Origin of the sequence: Streptomyces sp. NPDC059201, from assembly GCF_042754585.1 — a bacterium.
GTDB lineage: Bacteria > Actinomycetota > Actinomycetes > Streptomycetales > Streptomycetaceae > Streptomyces.
This window is the reverse complement of record NZ_JBHZBB010000002.1, coordinates 689,053-708,403: the sequence shown is the minus strand read 5'-3', so window position 1 is coordinate 708,403 and position 19,351 is coordinate 689,053. Positions and strand designations below refer to the sequence as shown.

The 19,351-nt window shown below is 73.9% G+C and carries 17 protein-coding genes and 1 riboswitch; of the genes, 9 read left to right on the top strand and 8 right to left on the bottom strand.

Features of this window, described 5'->3' with window-relative positions:
• Window positions 1-185: 185 nt before the first annotated feature.
• Complete coding sequence (locus ACFXMG_RS09025; RefSeq protein WP_383823302.1) at window positions 186-1,982, top strand: AMP-dependent synthetase/ligase; 1,797 nt, start codon at window positions 186-188, stop codon at window positions 1,980-1,982.
• Window positions 1,983-2,035: 53 nt separating this feature from the next.
• On the opposite strand, the gene ACFXMG_RS09020 is transcribed toward ACFXMG_RS09025, so the two are convergent.
• Window positions 2,036-3,178: a glycosyltransferase family 4 protein gene (locus tag ACFXMG_RS09020; protein WP_383823300.1), complete on the bottom strand. Its 1,143-nt coding sequence runs from the start codon at window positions 3,176-3,178 to the stop codon at window positions 2,036-2,038.
• 96 nt (window positions 3,179-3,274) lie between these two features.
• Between ACFXMG_RS09020 and ACFXMG_RS09015 the strand changes: the two genes are divergently transcribed.
• Entirely contained in the window at window positions 3,275-4,552 is a 1,278-nt protein-coding gene (locus tag ACFXMG_RS09015; protein WP_383823297.1) for a glycosyltransferase 87 family protein, read from the top strand.
• Window positions 4,553-4,574: 22 nt separating this feature from the next.
• Here the strand turns inward: ACFXMG_RS09015 and ACFXMG_RS09010 are convergent, their stop codons facing one another.
• From ACFXMG_RS09010 to ACFXMG_RS08990, 5 genes are all read right to left on the bottom strand, one after another.
• The gene (locus ACFXMG_RS09010) at window positions 4,575-5,798 is read right to left on the bottom strand and encodes a hypothetical protein (protein WP_383823294.1); all 1,224 of its coding nucleotides are present in this window, start codon (window positions 5,796-5,798) and stop codon (window positions 4,575-4,577) included.
• 83 nt (window positions 5,799-5,881) lie between these two features.
• The gene (locus ACFXMG_RS09005; protein ID WP_383823291.1) at window positions 5,882-6,907 is read right to left on the bottom strand and encodes an NlpC/P60 family protein; all 1,026 of its coding nucleotides are present in this window, start codon (window positions 6,905-6,907) and stop codon (window positions 5,882-5,884) included.
• A gap of 185 nt (window positions 6,908-7,092) precedes the next feature.
• Window positions 7,093-8,139 (bottom strand): NlpC/P60 family protein, encoded by a 1,047-nt coding sequence (locus tag ACFXMG_RS09000; RefSeq protein WP_383823288.1) that lies wholly within the window; start codon window positions 8,137-8,139, stop codon window positions 7,093-7,095.
• Window positions 8,140-8,405: 266 nt separating this feature from the next.
• Window positions 8,406-9,770: an NYN domain-containing protein gene (locus ACFXMG_RS08995; protein WP_383823286.1), complete on the bottom strand. Its 1,365-nt coding sequence runs from the start codon at window positions 9,768-9,770 to the stop codon at window positions 8,406-8,408.
• Between the two features lie 34 nt (window positions 9,771-9,804).
• Window positions 9,805-10,047, bottom strand: coding sequence for a hypothetical protein (locus tag ACFXMG_RS08990; protein ID WP_031006997.1), 243 nt, complete (start codon window positions 10,045-10,047; stop codon window positions 9,805-9,807).
• Window positions 10,048-10,208: 161 nt separating this feature from the next.
• On the opposite strand from ACFXMG_RS08990, the gene ACFXMG_RS08985 reads away from it, so the two are divergent.
• The 7 genes from ACFXMG_RS08985 to ACFXMG_RS08955 all read left to right on the top strand — a co-directional run bounded on the left by ACFXMG_RS08985 (window position 10,209) and on the right by ACFXMG_RS08955 (window position 16,431).
• Window positions 10,209-10,943, top strand: a complete 735-nt coding sequence (locus ACFXMG_RS08985; protein WP_383823282.1) for a rhomboid family intramembrane serine protease — start codon at window positions 10,209-10,211, stop codon at window positions 10,941-10,943.
• The gene (locus ACFXMG_RS08980; RefSeq protein ID WP_383823279.1) at window positions 10,940-11,221 is read left to right on the top strand and encodes an Lrp/AsnC family transcriptional regulator; all 282 of its coding nucleotides are present in this window, start codon (window positions 10,940-10,942) and stop codon (window positions 11,219-11,221) included. Before ACFXMG_RS08985 ends, ACFXMG_RS08980 begins: the two co-directional genes overlap by 4 nt.
• A 148-nt stretch (window positions 11,222-11,369) precedes the next feature.
• Window positions 11,370-11,648, top strand: coding sequence for a small hydrophilic protein (locus ACFXMG_RS08975; RefSeq protein WP_383823277.1), 279 nt, complete (start codon window positions 11,370-11,372; stop codon window positions 11,646-11,648).
• Window positions 11,649-11,707: 59 nt separating this feature from the next.
• A complete protein-coding gene (locus tag ACFXMG_RS08970) occupies window positions 11,708-13,060 on the top strand; it encodes a sensor histidine kinase (protein WP_383823376.1) in 1,353 nt (450 codons plus the stop codon).
• Between the two features lie 25 nt (window positions 13,061-13,085).
• Complete coding sequence (locus ACFXMG_RS08965) at window positions 13,086-13,745, top strand: response regulator transcription factor (protein ID WP_383823274.1); 660 nt, start codon at window positions 13,086-13,088, stop codon at window positions 13,743-13,745.
• A 107-nt stretch (window positions 13,746-13,852) separates the two neighbouring features.
• Entirely contained in the window at window positions 13,853-15,283 is a 1,431-nt protein-coding gene (locus tag ACFXMG_RS08960) for an SLC13 family permease (RefSeq protein WP_383823271.1), read from the top strand.
• Window positions 15,280-16,431 carry a glycerate kinase gene (locus ACFXMG_RS08955; protein WP_383823269.1) on the top strand — a complete coding sequence of 384 codons (1,152 nt, stop codon included), beginning with the start codon at window positions 15,280-15,282 and terminating at the stop codon, window positions 16,429-16,431. The genes ACFXMG_RS08960 and ACFXMG_RS08955 overlap by 4 nt, the downstream gene beginning before the upstream one ends.
• Before the next feature lie 10 nt (window positions 16,432-16,441).
• Here the strand turns inward: ACFXMG_RS08955 and ACFXMG_RS08950 are convergent, their stop codons facing one another.
• Window positions 16,442-17,857: an aminotransferase class V-fold PLP-dependent enzyme gene (locus tag ACFXMG_RS08950; RefSeq protein ID WP_383823267.1), complete on the bottom strand. Its 1,416-nt coding sequence runs from the start codon at window positions 17,855-17,857 to the stop codon at window positions 16,442-16,444.
• A gap of 203 nt (window positions 17,858-18,060) precedes the next feature.
• Window positions 18,061-18,177, bottom strand: a riboswitch (SAM riboswitch).
• 85 nt (window positions 18,178-18,262) lie between these two features.
• On the bottom strand, window positions 18,263-19,327 hold the full coding sequence (gene trpD, locus ACFXMG_RS08945) for an anthranilate phosphoribosyltransferase (protein WP_383823264.1): 1,065 nt from the start codon (window positions 19,325-19,327) through the stop codon (window positions 18,263-18,265).
• Window positions 19,328-19,351 lie beyond the last annotated feature (24 nt).

The following is a 19,351-nucleotide window of genomic DNA, read 5'->3' as shown; positions in this document are numbered from 1 at the left end:
GGCGTCACGCTGGTGTGACGCACGGAACATCTGGCCGGGACCCCCTATCGGGAACCACGTACTGGTGGGTAACGTCCGGGCAGTCCACAGTCGTGCTCACCCCCACCGAGCACCTGCCCGATCATGGACCGCACCGGTGCGTCACACAGAGCCGTGGCACCGGAGCCCGATGAGGAGCAGCAGTCTTGCGCGAGTTCAGCCTTCCGGCCCTGTACGAGGTCCCTTCGGACGGCAACCTGACGGATCTCATCCGCCGCAACGCCTCCCAGCACCCAGACGTCGCCGTGATGGGCCGCAAGGTCGACGGCGGGTGGACGGACGTCACCGCCAAGGAGTTCCTCGCCGAGGTCCGCGGGGCCGCCAAGGGCCTGATCGCCGCCGGGGTCGGGGTCGGCGACCGCGTCGCGCTGCTCTCCCGCACCCGCTACGAGTGGGTGCTGCTCGACTTCGCGATCTGGAGCGCGGGCGCGGTGACCGTGCCGGTGTACGAGACCAGCTCGCCGGAGCAGATCCAGTGGATCCTCGGCGACTCGGGCGCCTCGGTGGCCGTCGTGGAGTCCGCGGCGCACCAGGCGTCGGTGGAGTCCGTACGGGACGGGCTGCCGGCCCTCAAGGGGCTGTGGCAGATCGAGGACGGCGCGATCGCCGCGCTGACCGCCGCCGGCGCGGAGGTCGCGGACGCGACGCTGGACGCGCGGATGTCGGCGGCGAACGCGGACGACCCGGCGACGATCGTCTACACCTCGGGCACGACGGGCCGCCCCAAGGGCTGTGTGCTGACGCACCGGGCGTTCTTCGCCGAGTGCGGCAACGTGGTGGAGCGCCTGAAGCCGCTCTTCCGTACCGGCGAGTCCTCGGTGCTCCTCTTCCTCCCCGCCGCGCACGTCTTCGGCCGGCTGATCGAGGTGGCCTCGGTGATGGCCCCGATCCGCCTGGGCTGCCTCCCGGACATCAAGACCCTCACGGACGAGCTGGCCTCCTTCCGCCCGACGCTGATCCTGGGCGTCCCGCGCGTCTTCGAGAAGGTCTACAACTCGGCGCGGGCCAAGGCGCAGGCCGACGGCAAGGGCAGGATCTTCGACAAGGCCGCGCACACGGCCATCGCCTACAGCCGCGCCCTCGCCACCCCGCGCGGCCCGTCCCTCGGCCTGCGGCTCAAGCACAAGGTCTTCGACAAGCTCGTGTACGCGAAGCTGCGCGCGGTCCTCGGCGGGCGGGGCGAGTACGCGATCTCCGGCGGCGCACCGCTGGGCGAGCGGCTCGGCCACTTCTTCCGCGGCATCGGCTTCACCGTCCTGGAGGGCTACGGCCTGACGGAGTCCTGCGCGGCGACCGCCTTCAACCCGTGGGACCGCCCGAAGATCGGCACGGTGGGCCAGCCGCTGCCGGGCTCCGTGGTGCGGATCGCGGACGACGGCGAGGTGCTGCTGCACGGCGAGCACATCTTCACGGGGTACTGGAACAACGAGGCGGCGACGGCCGAGGCGCTGGCCGACGGCTGGTTCCACACCGGGGACATCGGCACCCTCGACGAGGACGGCTACCTCGCGATCACCGGCCGCAAGAAGGAGATCCTGGTGACGGCGGGCGGCAAGAACGTCGCCCCGGCGGTCATCGAGGACCGGATCCGCGCGCACGCGCTGGTCGCGGAGTGCATGGTGGTCGGCGACGGGCGCCCGTTCGTCGGCGCGCTGGTCACCCTCGACGAGGAGTTCCTGGGCCGCTGGGCGAGCGAGCACGGCAAGCCGGCCGGCGTCACCGCCGCCACCCTGCGGGACGACCCGGAGCTCATCGCCGAGGTCCAGCGGGCGATCGACGACGGCAACGCGGCGGTCTCCAAGGCGGAGTCGGTCCGCAAGTTCCGCGTCCTGGCGTCCCAGTTCACCGAGGAGGCGGGCCACATCACCCCGTCGCTGAAGCTGAAGCGGAACGTGGTGGCGAAGGACTTCGCCGACGAGATCGAGGCGCTCTACAGCAAGTGAGGCCATGAGGGAGGGGCCCGGCGCGTGCGCCGGGCGCCTCCCTCATGCCTGTCTCACAGCAGCTCTCTGAGCCGCTCCGCCAGCAGGTCCCAACGCCACTTCTCCTCCACCCAGGCGCGGCCCCGCTCGCCCATGCGGGCGCGGAGCTCCGGGTCGAGGAGGAGGGCGGTGACGCGGTCGGCGGTCTCCTCCGCGGACTCGCCCCGGACGACCCAGCCGGTCTCGCCGTCGAGGACGGCGTCGGGGGCGCCGCCGGAGTCGCCGGCGACGACCGGGAGACCGGTCGCCGACGCCTCCAGGTAGACGATGCCGAGGCCCTCGACGTCGAGACCGCCGCGCCGGGTGCGGCAGGGCATGGCGAAGACGTCGCCCGCGCCGTAGTGGGCGGGGAGCTCCGACCAGGGGACGGCGCCGGTGAAGCGGACGGAGGCGGCGACGCCCGTCTCGGCGGCGAGCCTCCGCAGGTCCTTCTCGTACGGGCCGCCGCCGACGATCAGCAGGACCGCGTCCGGCACCCGCCGCAGGATCCGCGGCAGGGCGCGGATCAGGGTGTCCTGGCCCTTGCGCGGGACGAGACGGGAGACGCAGACCACGACCGGGCGGTCGGTGAGGCCGAGCCGGGCCCGGACCTCGTCGCCGCCGGAGCCGGGGTGGAAGGTCTTCTCGTCGACGCCGGGCGGCAGCTGCACCATGCGGCCCGCGGCGGCCGGGGTGAGGGCCGAGGCGATCCGGGAGCGGGTGTACTCCCCGAGGTACGTGATCGTGTCGGTGCCCTCGCCGATCCGCCGCAGCAGCTGCCGGGCGGCGGGCAGCTGCGCCCAGCCGGCCTCGTGCCCGTGGGTGGTGGCCACCAGCCGCTTCGCGCCGGCCCGGCGCAGCGCGGGCGCCATCAGGCCGAGCGGCGCGGCGGCGCCGAACCAGACCGATTCACAGCCGTGTTCGCGCAGCAGCGCGGTCGCCCTGGCGGTCACACGTGGCGTAGGCAACAGCATGGTGGTGCGGTCCCGGACAACCGTGAAAGGCTGTTCAGCGTCGAACAGTGCGGTGGCCTCCGCCCCTTCGCGGCCTCGCTTCCACGTGGAGGCGTAGACCACGAGCCGGTCAGGGTCCAGTCGCAACGCCATGTTGTGCAGGAACGCCTGGATTCCGCCGGGACGCGGCGGGAAGTCGTTCGTTACGATCAGGGTCTTGTGCATCGTGACAGACAGTACGTGATGGCACGCGATCGCACCCTTCGCCCGGCACCACCCCCTTCCGCGCGAGCGGACCGACAGGACAGGAACAGGACAGGTATGACGGGCGCAGTGGAGATCGGCTCACGCACGGCTGCACGGCTGCGGGAGTTGCGTCTGCCGCTCGGGCTGTGGGCGCTGACCAGAATCATCCTGCTGGTGTGCGTCTTCAAGATCGTGGTCGTACCCGGCCCGGACGTGACCAGCGACGTGGAGCAGATCTACCAGAGCTGGTACGAGGTCCTGAAGACCGGCACGTACCCGCAGGACGACGTCACCTGGCAGTACCCGCCGGCGGCCGCCCTCGCGATCCTCTCCCCCGCCCTGGTGCCCTTCCTCGGCTACTCTGCCGCGTTCTTCCTGCTGGCCCTGCTCTGCGACGCCTTCGTCTTCGGGCTCCTGGTGCACACGGGCGGCCGGCCGGGCCGGACGATGCGGGGCGCGTGGCTGTGGCTGGCGGCGGTGCCGCTGATGGGCCCGACCGCGTACGCCCGCTACGACATCATGGTCACCGCGGTCGCCGTGGCGGGTCTGCTCGCCGCGATCCGCAGCCCGCGGGTGCTGGGCGCGATGGCCGGTTTCGGCGCGGTGCTGAAGGTGTGGCCGGCGCTGATCCTGGCGGGCACCCCGAAGGGCCGGGCGACCTGGCGCTCCTGGCCGGTGGCGGCCGGGACGGCGGCGGGCGTGCTGGCGCTGTGCATGGCCTGGATGCCGGGCGGCCTTGCCTTCCTCTCCTTCCAGAGCGAGCGGGGCACCGAGGTCGAGTCGCTGGGCGCGATGGTCTTCCACATCGCCCGGCACTTCGGCTGGGACGGCGAGGCGCGGATGAACTACGGCTCGATCGAGTTCCTCGGCCCGTACGTCTCCTGGGTGTCGAAGGGCGCGATGGCGCTGACCGTGGCCGCCTTCGGCTGGCTGCTGCTGTGGCGCTTCAAGGCGCGCCGCTTCACCTCCTCGACGGTGGCGGACGCGGCCTTCGTGGCGGTCCTGCTCTTCACCGCGACGAGCCGGGTGATCTCCCCCCAGTACATGATCTGGCTGGTCGGGGTCGCGGCCGTCTGCCTCGTGTACCGGTCGAGCCGGATGCGGACGCCCGCGTACCTGATCCTGTGGGCGACCGCGGTGACGCAGTTCGAGTTCCCGGTCTGGTTCTCCCACGTGACGCAGAGCGACTGGCTGGGCATCGGCGTGCTGTTCCTGCGCAACGGCCTGCTGATCGCGGCGACCCTGATGGCCTGCCGGATCCTCTGGAAGCACACGGTCACCGAGGCCGGCACGGTCATCCCGGTCCCCTCGGACCAGCCGGAACCCGAGAAGGTCCTCACCCGCTCGGCCTGAGCCGCGCGGGCGGGGCCAGGCCCTAGGCCAGCTTCTCCTTGAGGTACGTCCGCCAGTCCGCCGTGAACTGCTCCGGGGTCGTGTCCAGCACCTTCCGGAGGGCGTTCTCCAGGGCGCCGTCGCGGCCGGGGTGGGCGCCGATCTCGCGGTAGAAGGCGGTCAGGCGGTCCTCGCCCCAGCGGTCGGCGATCATCGCGCAGGCCAGCCAGCCGCTCTCGTAGGCGCGGGCCAGGGCCTCGCCGTCGCCCTCGAAGCCGAAGTCGGCGTCCTCGGGGAGGGCGGCGGGCAGGTCGCCGGCCCGGACGGCCCGCCGCAGCTCGGGGGCGGCCTGGGCGGGGGTGCGGTCGCCGCCCCGGTAGGCGGCCCAGTCGGCGAAGCCCTCGGAGAGCCAGACCGGGGTGGACGCCGAGGTGTGGGCGCGGGTCGCGACGTGGACGGTCTCGTGGGTGAGGATCACCTCCCGGCCGAAGGCGCCGAGCACCCCGTACGCCTCCGGGTTGACGATCACCCGGTCCGCGGGCGCGTCGGCGCGCCGCGTGGTCTCCCCGGTGGTGACCGCCGCGATCCCCCGGTACTGCGAGCCGTCCACCGCGAGCAGACCGCCCATGCCGTCGAGGGAGGCGGGGACGAGGACCAGCACCCGGCGGGCCCAGTCCTCGCTCCAGACCGCGTCGACGGCGGGCACGGCCCGGTCGGCGAGCCGGGCGATCTCGGCCAGCCGCTCCCGGTCCTGGCCGACGCCGAGGACGAGCGAGCGGGCGCCGCGCACCGCGGTGACCTCGCCCTGCTCCCAGAGCCGTACCGGGGCGCCCTCGGCTGGCCGCTCGCCGGTCACGTACCAGCGTCCGTCCCGCTCGGCGAGGTCCATGACCCGCTCGCTCGCGAGGGGGCCGGGGTCGTACCCCTCGACCCGGTGGCCGCGTTCGACGCGGGCGGTGAGGCGGCCCTCGCCGGTCCGGTCGACGGAGGTGACGCGGTAGCTCCACCCGGCGAGCGGGACCTGGGCGAGCCTGCGGTACTCGCTCCGCGCGGCGGCCCGGTGGGAGGGATCGGCGGCGGCGAGCCAGGCGGTCTCGTCCCGGTCGAGGAGGGCCTCGGCGTGCCGGTCCAGGAGGGCCTGCACCTCGCGAAGGGCCGGGTCGGCGGGCCGGGCGGCGGTGCCGCAGCCGACGAGCGCGGCGAGCGCGAGGAGCAGGGCGAGCAGCGCTCCCCCCGGCCGTCGCGCGCCGCACCCCTGTTCCACCACGCCTCAGATCGTACGGAAGGGTGACGGGGTCGCGCCTCCCGGAGCCGCGGCGGAGCTCCTGGACCCCGCCCCGGAGCGGGGTCTCAGGGGCGGGTGACGGTCACGTGGGACATCATGTTCACCGGGTCGTAGCGGACCCGGGCGCCGGGGTAGGGGGCGTGGATGACCTGGCCGTTCCCGGCGTAGATGGCGACGTGGCTGGCATCGCCGCGGTACGTGACGAGGTCCCCGGGCTGCGCCTGGGAGAGCGGCACCTGCCGGCCCGCGTGCCGCTGGGCGGCCGAGGTGCGCGGCAGGCTCATCCCGGCCTGCCGGTACGACCAGACCATCAGCCCCGAGCAGTCGAAGCCCGTGGGGCCGGTCGAGCCCCAGACGTACGGCTTGCCGACGGCGCTGCGGGCGGCGAGCACCGCGGCGGCGGCCCGCGAGTCGGCGGGGCCGAGGTCGGCCTGCGGCGGCAGCTCCTCGGCCGGGCCGCCGGAGCGTCCGCCGGAGCGGGAGGCCCGCTCGTAGTCGGCGCGCTCGGCGGCGGTGAGGGAGGCGAGGACCCGGCGGGCCTCGGCGAGCTTCCCCTCGACCGACCGCTTGTGGCGGGCCACCTCCGCGCGGCTCCGCTCCAACTCGCCGAGGGCGGTCCGGGCCTCGGCGCGCTCCTGGTCGAGCCGGCGGCGCTCGCGCTGGAGCTCGGTGAGGGCGGCGGTCTGCCGGGCGGTGACCCGGTCGAGGGCGGAGGCGCGGTCGAGGTAGCTGTCCGGGTCGGAGGAGAGCAGCAGGACCAGGGCCGGGTCGAGGCCGCCGGAGCGGTACTGGGCGCCGGCGAGCGCGCCGAGCGCGCCCCGCATCCGGTTGATGCGCTCCTGGCCGCGGGCGAGGCTGTCCTGGGCCTGGGCGACCTTGCGCCGCAGCGCGTCCGCCTTCTCGTCCGCCTGGTTGTAGCCCTCGGCGGCCCGCTCGGCCTCCTCGTAGAGGCGGTCGACCTTGGCGCGGGTGGCCTCGGTGCCGGCGCCCGGGTCGGCGGTCGCGGGGACGGCGCCGAGGGAGGCCGCCGCGGTGGCCGCGGCGGCTGCGGTCAGGACGGTGACCCGGGCGGGTCGGCGGTGGGAGGCCACGGCTCGCGCTCCGTTCGGCTCGTGCGGACTTGGCGCGGCAGACAGTAGCCGTTCCCCGTCCCTCGTCCAACGAAGCCGCCGGGCACACAAAATGACGCCCCGCCGGAGATCACAAGGTCACCGGCGGGGCGTCAGGTCAGCTCAGCGTGCGGCGAACCACCCGTTCGGGCGGCATGCCGGGCGGGTCAGCCGCCGATGCGGACACCGAACTGGAACGTGCCCATGTAGTTCATCGACTCGTAGCGGACGCTGGCGCCCGGCTTGGGGGCGTGCAGGATCGTGTTGTTGCCCGCGTACAGGCCGACGTGCGACAGGCCGTTGAAGAAGACCAGGTCGCCGGGGCGGAGCTGGCTGCGGCCGATCTTGGTGCCGTCGTTCTGCTGGGTGTACGTGGTGCGGGTGAGGCGGGCGCCGGCCTTGCCGTAGGCCCACATCGTCAGGCCGGAGCAGTCGTAGGCGTACGGGCCCTCGGCGCCGGACTGGTACGGCTTGCCGACCTGGGTGGCGGCGTTGGCGAGGGCGGCGGCGCCCAGGCCGCTGGCCGGGACCTCGTTGCCGAGCTCGACGCGGTCGGAGGCGGCGCGGCTGGCGCGCTCGGCCTTCTCCTGCTCCTCCTGCTGGATGCGGGCGCGCTCCTCGGCGGTGAGGGTGTTGAGGACCTCGCGGGCGTCGGCGAGCTTGCCCTGGACCTTGCGCTTCTTCTCGGCCAGCGTCTTGCGGACCTCTTCGAGGTCGGCGAGCTTGGAAGTGGCCTCGGCGCGCTGCTGGGCGAGGGTGCGCTGCTTGTCCTGGATGGTGGCGAGGACGTCGGCCTGCTGGTCGGTGACCCGGCCGATGGCGGACGCCTTGTCCAGGTAGTCGTCCGGGTTCGCCGAGAGGAAGAGCTGGAGCGCCGGGTCGATGCCGCCGGAGCGGTACTGGGCGCTGGCGACCGAACCGATCTGGTCCCGGAGGGTGTTCAGCTCCTGCTGACCACGCGCCACCCGGTCCTGGATCTGGCCGATCTCCTTCTGGAGCTTGCCGCGGCGCTCCTCGGCCAGGCTGTGCTGCTCCGTGGCCTCCTCGGCCTCGTGGTACAGCTTGTCGACCTTCGACTTGACCTCGTCGATCTTCGGCTTGGGGGCCGCCTGGGCACCGGTCTGGGCGGAGAACGCGACGGCGGCGGCCGCGGTCGCGGTGAGCACGGTCACACGGGTGCGGCTCGGCTGCTTGGGTCGACGGTGGGACGCCACGAAGGCGAGCTCCTTCTTCCTCAGAGCCGCCCGGCCGGTCAGGGGCAGGCGGTTCCTCCACGGACCGCCCTGATGGGTGATCAACCGCGCGAAGGTTCGAGCCCCGACCCTAGTGACCAAGTTGTGATCAGTTCAAATCCCGATGGCAAAAAACTCGCTCACACACCACTTTATTTACACGCATCACACGGCGCGTGACGGCCACTTGACCGTCTGCCCTCCAGAATTCGGGCATAAACCCCAAGAGTTGCAAGCCGGGTGAGTCGTTACGAGAGCCGCGAAAGGCGCTTGAGGAGCAGAGCCGACGCCACCGGGCGCGCTCCGGCCTTCGCGACGCCGTCCGCCACCTCGCGGTCGGTGGAGACCACGACGACCGGCCGGCCCGGCGGCTCCGCCCGCACCAGCTGGCGGATCAACTCGTCGGCCGTGACACCGGGCTTGGAGAAGAGCACCCGCACCCCGCGCGGCGGCGCGAGGAGCACCGGCGCGGCCAGCTCCGCCCCGTCGAAGACGCAGGTGACCTCGGCGCCCGAGCGGGCCGCGAGGGCGGAGAGCCCGCCGAGCAGCCGCAGCCGCTGCTTCTCCAGCGGCATCGTCGGGTAGCCGGTCTTGGTGACGTTGTAGCCGTCGACGACCAGATGGGTCTGCGGCAGCTCCAACAACTGGTCGAGCAGGGCCGGATCGGTCTCCGACAGGGCGCGGGCCGCGATGTCCTTCGGGGACATCCGCCCCGGCTCCACGGCGTCCACGGTGTCCGCCGGGTGCACCGACACGGGCGGCAGGGCGAGTTCGCGCCGCAGCCCCTGGGCCGCGTCGAGGACGGTGTCGAGCAGCAGCCGCAGCCGCATGTCCTCCACCGAACGCCCCTCGCGGGCGGCCCGGCGGCTCGCCTCCAGGGCCGCCTCGGCCTCGCCGAGCCGGGCCTTGAGCCGCCGCGACTCGCTCTCGGCGGCGGAGACCTGGGCGGCGGACTCGGCGCGGGCGGCCTCCATCTCGGCCTGGGCCCGGCGCAGCGCCGCCTCGCCGCGCTTCACGTCGCTCTGCGCGCTGCGCAGCTTGCGGTGAAGCGATTCCGCTTCCTTTCGGGCGGCCTCCAGGTCGTGCCGGAGCTGCTCGGTCTCGCCCCTGGTGCGGTCGCGGGCGCCGGCCAGCTCCTCGCGGAGCCGCTCCAGTTCGCGCCGGCCCGCCTCGTCGGCGCGCTCGGCGTCGGCGCGCTGGACCTCCTCGCCGGCGGCGGCCACCAGCTTGGCCCAGCCCGGCGGGCGGAGCACGTACGCCGCCGCGGCCACGTCGACGGGGTCGGCGGCGGCGGGCGGGGTGCCGGTCTCCACGGCTCCGGCCAGCTCCGGCTGGGACTGCTTGAACCGTTCGCCGATCCGCTGCCGGAAGAGCGTGTCGCCCTCCAGGGCGGCGGCCATCGCGTTGCCGGCGAACTTGGCGCGGCGGCTCGCGGTGAAGCGGGCGTACTGGCGCAGCGGGGCGGGCAGCTCGGCGACGGTCAGGCCGCCGAAGGCGTCGGCGACCAGCGCGATCACCCGCCGCCGTACCCCCTCCGGCAGAGGATGGTCGAGCGTCTCGGCAGCGTCACCTGCCGCGCCGGCCGGTTCGTCACCGTGCGCGGGCTGCTCCACGATCCGTCACCCCTACTGTCGTCGGCGCCGTCCGTCAGGACTCGACGCCCGGCTTGTCCACCAGTTCGATCTGGTCCACCGCGTTGCACCAGCGGCAGCGGACCGACTCGATGGTCTCACTGAGCACCTCGCGCTCCTCGACCTTCGGCTCCCCGGCCAGGTCCAGATGGACGTACTCGACGACCTTGGACGAACGCGTCACGTCGAAGCGGGTCAGATTGCCGCACAGGGTGCAGCGCCAGCGGGTCTCGTCGGTCGGCAGGGGAACCGTCGTCATGGTCGCCGTCCTTCTTCCTGTTCGTGGTGGTACCAGGTGCGGAGCCGCGGTGCGCCGTCGGACTGCGGTGCTCGATCCCGTAACCCTACGGCCTCACCGGACGGCGCCCGGCCCGGCGAGGCACTCTGTCCACTTCGTCCCTCTTGGGTCATGATCTGTCCATGATCGACTGGCGAGGCACGGCCCTGGGCGCCTATCGGGGCGTCCGTACCGGACCCGCGGTGACCTACGGACTGATCGCCGCCTGCTGTCTCCTCTTCATTGTCAGCCCGGTCTCCGGGCTGAACCCGTCGTACGGGACCGGGGACGAGGTGCTCGCGGCGCAGAGCGCGTACTTCCGGAAGTGGGGCGTGGTGCCGGCCGAGCTGACGCGCGGCGATCCGGGCGCGCTGCTCACCCCCTTCACCGCCCTCTTCGTGCACGGCGGATGGCTCCACCTGCTCGGCAACATGCTCTTCCTCTGGGTCTTCGGGGCGATGGCGGAGGAGCGGATGGGGCACGCGGAGTTCGCCCTCTTCTATCTGGGCACCGGCTATCTCGCCCTGCTGGGCTACGCGGTCGCGCACGCCGACAGCGAGCAGACGCTGGTCGGGGCGTCGGGGGCGATCTCGGCGGTGCTCGGCGCCTTCCTCTTCCTCTTCCCGCGCTCCCGGGTCACCAGCCTCTTCCCCTTCCTCTTCTTCCTGCCGCTGCGCTTCCCGGCCTGGGCGGTGCTCGTGTTCTGGTTCACGCTCCAGTGGCTGGCGGCGCGGGCGGCGGGCGCGGGGCCCGGGGTCGCCTATCTGGCGCACGTCGTGGGGTTCTCGCTCGGCTTCCTCTACGCCTGGGTGCGGTTCCGAGGTGGGGATAGAGTGAAAACCCCAGCAGCGGCGACCGAGGGAGACAGCCAGCCGTGATCACCGCGATCGTCCTCATCAAGACCAGCGTGGACCGCATCCCCGAGATCGCGGAGTCCATCGCCGCGCTCGACAACGTCAGCGAGGTCTTCTCGGTGACGGGTACGTACGACCTCATCGCGATGGTCCGGGTGCCCCGCCACGACGACCTGGCCGAGATCATCCCCGGCCGGATCAGCAAGATCCCGGGCGTCGAGGGCACCGACACGCACGTCGCCTTCCGCACGTACTCGCAGCACGACCTGGAGGCGGCCTTCGCCATCGGCCTGGAGTCCTGAGCCGGGACCCCGCCGGCCCTGGCCCCGGCTCCGGCACCGACCCCGGCACCGACCCTGGCCCCGGCCCCGTGTCGTCGTGGCGCCCGGATGAAGGAATCCTCATCCGGGCTTCATCCTGGGGCGCGCCTCCGCGCCCCACCCTGGCGCCATGTCCTTCACCCACCGCATGGCCGGCCTCGTCGCCGTCGTGGCCGTCCCGCTCGGCATCGCCGCGACCAGCTACGCGCTGACCGACCGGCCGGAGGCGCCCCGGGTCCCGCCCGCCGTGCACCTCTCCACCGTGCCGACCCCGCCGACCCCCACGAAGCCCACCGGGTCCGCCACGCCGTCGCCGACCGGCTCCCCGTCCTCGGCGCCCCCGCCCTCCGACTCCGTCGTGCCCGGGCCCTCCACCACGGGCGACGACGACGATGACGATCACGAGTGAAGCGCACCGAACACCGTCTCTCCGCCCGCGTCCGCATCCTGCTCTGGCTGCTGCTCGTCATGGCCGTCGCGCTCGCCGCGGTCGCCGTGGTGACCCGCACCCTGCTGCTGCGGGACGCCGACCACCGCATCAACCAACTGCTCACCCAGGAGACCGGGGAGTTCGCCACCTTCGTGACCCAGGGCGTCGACCCGGAGACCGGCCGCGGCTTCACCGAACCCGAGGCGCTGCTGCGGGTCTTCCTCCACCGGCAGTACTCCGACCCGGACGAGGAGCTGCTCGGCCTGGTCGGCACCGGCGGGCCGGGGCCGCGGGTCGTCCGGCAGTCCCGCGACATACCGAGCGCGCTGCCGCTCCACCTCGACCGGCCCGCGCTCGACGCCATCGCCGCCGCGCCGGAGTCCTCGGGGCGGATCGACCGGAAGCAGGGCGAGGTGCGGTGGGCGAAGGTGCCGATCGAGACCGGCGGCCCTGGTCCCGCCTTCGTCGTCGCCTTCCACGCCGACCGGCAGCAGGCCATCGCCGACGAGGCGTTCCGCATCCTGCTCGCCATATCCGGGGTGGCTCTGCTACTGACCACCGGCATCGGCTGGGTGGTCGCGGGCCGCATCCTCGCCCCCGTACGCGTGGTGCGGACGACCGCCGCCGAGCTGACCGAGCGGGACCTCACCCAGCGGATCCCCGTCCAGGGCAAGGACGACATCGCGGCGCTCGCCGAGACCTTCAACGCGATGCTGGACCGGCTGGAGCGGGCCTTCGCGGGCCAGCGGCAGTTCGTGGACGACGCGGGGCACGAGCTGCGGACCCCGATCACCATCGTCCGCGGGCATCTGGAGCTGATGGGCGACGACCCGGCCGAGCGGGCGGAGACCGTCCGCCTCGTCACCGACGAACTGGACCGGATGAGCCGGATCGTGGAGGACCTGCTGCTGCTCGCCAAGGCCGAGCGGCCGGACTTCGTGCGGACCGGCCCGGTGCAGCTGGGCGAGCTGACCGCCGACGTCTTCGTGAAGGCCAGGGCGCTGGGCGACCGCGACTGGGTGCTCGACGGGGTGGCCGACCGGGAGGCGTCGCTCGACGCCCAGCGGATCACCCAGGCGATGGTGCAACTGGCGCAGAACGCGGTCCAGCACACCGTGCCGGGCGCCCGGATCGCGATCGGTTCCCGGGCCGCCGCCGGACGGATCGAGCTGTACGTGGCGGACCGGGGCCCCGGCGTGCAGGAGGCGGACGCCGAGGTGATCTTCGAGCGCTTCCGCCGCGGCACCGCCCGGCGCGGCGCCCGCACCAGCGGGGCCGGGCTCGGACTCGCCATCGTCCGGGCCATCGCCGAGGGGCACCGGGGCGGCTCCGTCGAGCTGCGTCCGACCGAGGGCGGCGGCGCCACTTTCGTACTTGTCTTCGAGGAGTGAATCCTCGGTGCGCAGAGGAGAGACCATGAACCGCGTCCTGATCGCCGAGGACGAGGAGCGCATCGCCTCCTTCGTCGAGAAGGGGCTCCGCGCCAACGGCTTCACCACCACCGTGGCCGCCGACGGCGACACCGCGCTCGCCCTGGCGCTCACCGGGGCCTTCGACCTGATGGTCCTCGACATCGGCCTGCCCGGCCGGGACGGCTTCACCGTCCTGCGCGAGCTGCGCGAGGCCCGGGTGACCCTCCCCGTCCTGGTCCTGACGGCCCGTGACTCCGTACGCGACACGGTGGCCGGCCTGGAGGGCGGCGCCGACGACTGGATGACCAAGCCCTTCCGCTTCGAGGAGCTGCTCGCCCGGATCCGGCTGCGGCTGCGCACCGCCGCCCGCGCCCCCGAGGTCACGGTGCTGCGCAGCGGCGACCTCGGCCTGGACCTGCGCACCCGGCGGGCCCGCTCCGGGGACCGGACGGTGGACCTGACCGCCCGTGAGTTCGTCCTCCTGGAGCTGTTCCTGCGCCACCCGGGGCAGGTGCTCTCGCGGGAGCAGATCCTCTCCCACGTGTGGGGGTACGACTTCGATCCCGGCTCCAACATCGTGGACGTCTACGTCCGGGCGCTGCGGAAGAAGCTGGGCGCGGAGCGGCTGGAGACGGTACGGGGCATGGGGTACCGGATGCCGTGACATGCACAGGCGGGGCGCGCGACCGGGGGTGCGTGAAGGGGGCTGCGTGAACCTTCCTTCATGGAGGGCTCATCGGCGACTCACCGGCCGCCCGGAGGGTGGATCCCGTGAACCTCTCCCTCCGCCAGACGGTCTGGCTCTGCCTCGCGCTCAGCGCCTGCGCGGTGCTCGCCGTCCCCGGCACCGCCCCCGGTCTCGGCGGCGAGGCCCGGCTGACCCTGGCCGTCTTCGCCCTCGCGACCTGCGCCTGGATCGCCGCCCCGGTCGACGACACCTACATCGCGCTCGGCGCCGGGCTCGCCCTCACCGTCACCGGAGTGATCAGCGCCGACACCCTCTTCGCCACCCTCGGCGACGCCACCGTCTGGCTGCTGATCTGCGCCTTCGTCCTCGCGGCGGCCGTGACCAGGACCGGGCTCGCCGGCCGCGCGGCCGCCTTCCTGGTCACCGGGGCCCGGTCCGTACGCCAGTTGGTCCACGTCACCACCGCCGCGCTTGTCGTCACCGCCTTCGCCGTCCCGGCCACCTCCGGGCGGGCCGCGCTGGCCCTGCCGGTCTTCCTCGCCCTCGCCCACGCGCTCGCCGGACGGCGCCGGCTCGTGGTGATGCTGGCCCTGCTCTTCCCCACCGTGATCCTGCTGTCGGCGGTCGCCACCCTGATCGGCGCGGGCGCCCACCTCATCACGGTCGGGGTGCTCCTGGAGCAGACGGGCGAGGGCATCGGCTTCGCGCGCTGGCTGGTCCTCGGCCTGCCGCTCGCGGTGGTCTCCTCCCATCTGGCGGCGGAGGCGGTCCTGCTCACCACCACCCGCCGCGAGGACCGGACGGGACCCGTCCGGATCACCCCGGCCGCGATCCAGGAGCACTCCCCCACCCCGGTGTCGGGCCCCCTCTCCCCGCCCGAGCAGCGCTGCCTGCTGCTGCTCTGCACGGTGGTGGCGCTCTGGTGCGCCGAGCCGCTGCACGGGGTCTCGCCCGCGGTGGTCGCGCTGATCGGCGCGGTGGTGGCCTCCTCCCCCGCCCTCGGCACCGTCCGGATGAAGGACGGGCTGACGTCGGTGCCCTGGCCGATGCTGCTCTTCATGGCGGCGACGACCGCGATGGGCGTGGCCCTGGTCGAGTCCGGCGCGGCCGGATGGCTGGTCGGCGGGCTGCCGGGCGGGGTGCCCCCGTGGGCCTTCCTCGCCGTCGTCGTCGCCGTGAGCACCGCCGCCCATCTGGTGCTCCAGTCCCGCTCCGCCCGCTCCTCGGTCCTCGTGCCGCTGGTGGTGGCCGCGGCGGCCGGCGCCGGGATCAACCCGGTGGCCGCCGCGCTCGCCTCCACGGCCGCCGCCGGGTTCTGCCAGACGCTGCCCGCCTCCGCGAAACCGGTCGCGCTCTTCGCCGAACCACCGGACGGCGTGCCCACCTTCACCCCGCGCGACCTGCTGCGGCTCTCCGCCGTGCTCGCACCTCTCAGCGCCGCCCTGGTGCTGCTCTTCGCCCTCGCCGTCTGGCCGCTGCTCGGCGTGCCCGTCCTCCTGGAGTCCCAGCCGTGAGCCTTCACATCGCCGTCGCCCCCAGCGGTTTCAAGGAGTCCCTGTCCGCGCCCGAGGCCGCAGAGGCCATCGCCGAGGGGCTGCGCCGGGTCCGCCCGGACGCCGTCGTCGACCTGATCCCGCTGGTCGACGGCGGGGAGGGCACCGCGCAGGCGCTGGCCGCCGCGACCGGGGGCAGGCTGCTGCCCCGGGTCGCGGCCGGCCCCCTCGGCCTCCCGGTGAGGACCCACTTCGCGCTGCTCGACCGCTCCTCCGCGGTGGTCGAGATGGCGGCCGTGGCGGGCCTCTCCCTGGTGCCGGCCGGCCGGCGCGACCCGGGCGCCACCACCACGTACGGCGTGGGCGAACTGATCCGGGCCGCGCTCGACGCCGGAGCCCGCCGCATCCTCGTCGGCTGCGGCGACTCCGGCACCTCGGACGGCGGAGCGGGTGCGCTCCAGGCCCTCGGCGCCCGGCTCCTGGACGCCGAGGGAGTCGAACTCCCCCTGGGGGGTGCCGCGTTGACGCGGCTGGACCGGATCGACCCGGCCGGTCTCGACCCCCGCCTGGCGGCGGCCGAGCTGCTCGTGGCCTGCAATCCGTACAACGTGCTCTGCGGCGAGCGGGGCGTCGCCCGGGTCTTCGGCCCGCAGAAGGGCGCGCGCCCGGAGCGGGTCGAGGAGCTGGCGGCGGCCCTGGACCGCTGGGCCGCTCTGCTCGTACGGGACCTGGGCGCGCCGCCCGCGATCGGTACGGCTCCGGGGTCGGGCGCCTCGGGCGGGCTCGGCGCCGGGCTGGCGGCGCTCGAGGCCCGGCTGCTCCCCCGCTTCGAGGTGCTGCTCGACCATGTGGACCTGGACGCCCGGCTGGCCCGCGCCGATCTGGTGATCACCGCGGAGGGCGCCCTGGACGGGCAGACCGTGCGGGGCAAGGTCCCGGCGGAGGTGGCGCGCCGGGCCAAGGCCCACGGGGTGCCGGTGCTCGCCCTGGCCGGGACGCTCGGGCAGGGCGCCCACGAGGTGCGGGCGGTCGGGGTCGACGCCTACGGCTCGATCCTGCCCGCACCGGTGGCGCTGCCCGAAGCCCTCGACCGGGGCGCCGAGTTCCTCGCGGACGCGGCCGAACGGGCCCTGCGGATGGTCCTGTTGGGCACCCGGCTCGCGGCCTGAGGCCGGGCTCTCAGCCGCGGTCGGGCACGCAGCGGCCGTCCTCGGTGCGGTACTTCCACTGGGCGCCGTCGCGGACGAGCTCCTTCACGGCGCCGACGAACCGCTCGACGTGCTCGTCCGGCGTACCGGCGCCGAAGCTCACTCGGATGGCGTTGAGGGACCGCTCGCCGGGGGCCGCAGGCTCGGGCGCGCCGCACTCGCCCGGGTCCTGGGCGTCGGAGCCGAGGAGGGTGCGGACGAGCGGGTGGGCGCAGAAGAGGCCGTCGCGGACGCCGATGCCGTACTCGGCGGAGAGGGCGGCGGCGAAGTGCGAGCTGTTCCAGCCGTCGACGACGAAGGAGATGACGCCGACGCGCGGGGCGTCGTCGCCGAAGAGGGAGAGGACGCGGACCTCGGGGACCTCGGCGAGCCCGGCGCGGACGGTGTCGATGAGCCGCTGCTCGCGGGCGACGAGGGTGTCGAAGCCGGCCTCGGTCAGCGCCTTGCAGGCGGAGGCGATGGAGTAGACGCCGATGACGTTCGGGGAACCGGCCTCGTGGCGGGCCGCGGTGGTGTGCCACTCGACGTCCACGCCACCGTCGGCGCGGCGGGCGACGGTACGGGAGGCGCCGCCGCCGGCCAGGTAGGGCTCGGCCGCCTGGAGCCAGTCGGCGCGGCCCGCGAGGACGCCGGAGCCGAAGGGCGCGTACAGCTTGTGCCCGGAGAAGGCGACCCAGTCCACGTCCAGGTCGCGCACGGAGACCGGGTGGTGGGGGGCGAGCTGCGCGGCGTCGAGGACGATCCGGGCGCCGTGCGCGTGGGCGGCGGCGGCGAGTTCGCGCACCGGCCACAGCTCGCCGGTCACGTTGGAGGCGCCGGTGACGCAGACCAGGGCCGGGCCGTAGGGGTCGCGGTCGGCGAGGGCGCGCTCCAGGGTCTCGACGGCCTGGGCGGGGGTGCGCGGCGCGTTGAGGTAGGTGACCTGGGCGTCGCGCCACGGCAGCAGCGAGGCGTGGTGCTCGGTCTCGAAGACGAAGACCTGGCAGTCGGCGGGGACCACCTGGGCGAGCAGGTTGAGCGAGTCGGTGGTGGAGCGGGTGAAGACGACCTGGTCGCCCTCGCGGCAGTCGAGGAACTCGGCGACGGTGACGCGGCTCTGCTCGAAGAGGTCGGTGGAGAGCTGGGAGAGGTAGCCGGCGCCGCGGTGGACGCTGCCGTAGTACGGGGCGTAGGCGGCGACGTCGTCCCAGACGCGCTGGAGGGCGGGGGCGCTGGCCGCGTAGTCGAGGGCCGCGTAGCTCACCTCGCCGCCGGTGACGAGCGGGACGGTGACGTCACGCCCGAGGACGGGCAGCGGGCCGGTGCAGCAGGCGTCGGCGGACTCTTCGGAGGCGACGGCGGAGGCGGCGGAGGAGTTGAGGGCGGCGGCGTTCGGGCGTGCGGACATGGCGGTATCTCCCGGCGGGACAGGCGAGTGGCGTGAAGGGCCCGCAGGGCAGCGCGAACAGGCGTGCCACGTACGGGTGTTGCCTCGACGCGCGGCAAGAACGGGGCCGCACGGAGGGGTGGAGAAGGGGCCGGAGGCCCTATCGCATTCGCTTGCTCACGAGACCGCTCCCAAGAGGACCAGGACCCCAGGGATGGCGCAGGGGTCCGCGCTTGCCGAGGACCTTGCTGTCCACGGCCTGGTCTTCACCCGGGGCACCCCGCCACGGACGGAGGGTTGCCGGACAGCCAGCCGGGGCTTGAGGGCTGTCACTCATGACCTGTCGCCGAACGTATGCCACCGCTCGCGGTCCGCGCAACCCCGTCCGCATTCCGGAACGGGGCCGCGCGGTCCGCGCGGCGGGAATCAGGCGTTGCTGGCGGAGATCCAGCGGTCCAGGGCCGCGCGGGCGGAGCCGGAGTCGATCGACTCGGCGGCCCGCGCCATCCCGGCCCGCAGCTGCTCCGCGAGGGTCCCCTCGCCGGGCTCCAGCGCGGTGAGCGCCGCCGCCGCGTTGAGCAGCACCGCGTCCCGTACCGGCCCCGTCTCCCCGGCGAGGAGCCGGCGGGCGACGTCGGCGTTGTACGAGGCGTCGGCGCCGCGCAGCGCCTCCAGGGGCGCGTAGGCGAGGCCCACGTCCTTCGGGTCGAAGACCTCCTCGCGGACGGAGCCGTCGCGGACCACCCACACCCGGGAGGTGCCGGTGATGGTCAGCTCGTCCAGGCCGTCGTCGCCGCGGAAGACCAGCGCCGAGTTGCCGCGCTCGGCGAAGACGCCGGCGACGATCGGCGCCATCCGCGGGTCGGCGACACCGACCGCCTGGGCCTTCACCCGGGCGGGGTTGGTGAGCGGGCCCAGCACGTTGAAGGTGGTGCGGATGCCGAGCTGGCCGCGGGCCGCGGCCACGTGCCGCAGCGAGGGGTGGAACTTCACCGCGAAGCAGATGGTGATGCCGGCCTCCTCGGCGACCTCGGCCACCCGCTGGGGGGTGAGGCCGAGGTTGATGCCGAGCTTCTCCAGGACGTCGGAGGAGCCGGAGGCGGAGGAGGCGGCCCGGTTGCCGTGCTTGACGACCTTGGTGCCGGTGCCGGCCACGACGATCGAGGCCATCGTGGAGATGTTGACGGTCTTGGCGCCGTCGCCGCCGGTGCCGACGATGTCGACGGCCGGGCCCGGCACCTCGATCGTGTTGGCGTGCGCGTACATGGTCCGGACGAGCCCGCTGATCTCCTCGACGGTCTCGCCCTTGGCCCGGAGCGCCACCATGAAGCCGGCGATCTGGGCGTCGGTCGCCTCGCCGCTCATGATCAGGTCCATCGCCCAGGCGGTGTCGTCGGCGGAGAGATTCCTCCCTTCCAGGAGGCCGTTCAGAAGGGCGGGCCAGGAGCGGCCCGCCGTGGTCGGTCCTCCAGCGGGGGTCACAGCGCTCATGGCAGCTCCTGATGATCGCGCGTC

What these genes read in the sequence shown, in the direction of transcription:
- ACFXMG_RS09020 (WP_383823300.1), bottom strand. Translation starts at nt 3,178, where the DNA reads ATGCACAAGACCCTGATCGTAACGAACGACTTCCCGCCGCGTCCCGGC.
- ACFXMG_RS09015 (WP_383823297.1), top strand. Translation starts at nt 3,275, where the DNA reads ATGACGGGCGCAGTGGAGATCGGCTCACGCACGGCTGCACGGCTGCGG.
- ACFXMG_RS08990 (WP_031006997.1), bottom strand. Translation starts at nt 10,047, where the DNA reads ATGACGACGGTTCCCCTGCCGACCGACGAGACCCGCTGGCGCTGCACC.
- ACFXMG_RS08985 (WP_383823282.1), top strand. Translation starts at nt 10,209, where the DNA reads ATGATCGACTGGCGAGGCACGGCCCTGGGCGCCTATCGGGGCGTCCGT.
- ACFXMG_RS08975 (WP_383823277.1), top strand. Translation starts at nt 11,370, where the DNA reads ATGTCCTTCACCCACCGCATGGCCGGCCTCGTCGCCGTCGTGGCCGTC.
- ACFXMG_RS08970 (WP_383823376.1), top strand. Translation starts at nt 11,708, where the DNA reads ATGGCCGTCGCGCTCGCCGCGGTCGCCGTGGTGACCCGCACCCTGCTG.
- ACFXMG_RS08965 (WP_383823274.1), top strand. Translation starts at nt 13,086, where the DNA reads ATGAACCGCGTCCTGATCGCCGAGGACGAGGAGCGCATCGCCTCCTTC.
- ACFXMG_RS08950 (WP_383823267.1), bottom strand. Translation starts at nt 17,857, where the DNA reads ATGTCCGCACGCCCGAACGCCGCCGCCCTCAACTCCTCCGCCGCCTCC.
- trpD (WP_383823264.1), bottom strand. Translation starts at nt 19,327, where the DNA reads ATGAGCGCTGTGACCCCCGCTGGAGGACCGACCACGGCGGGCCGCTCC.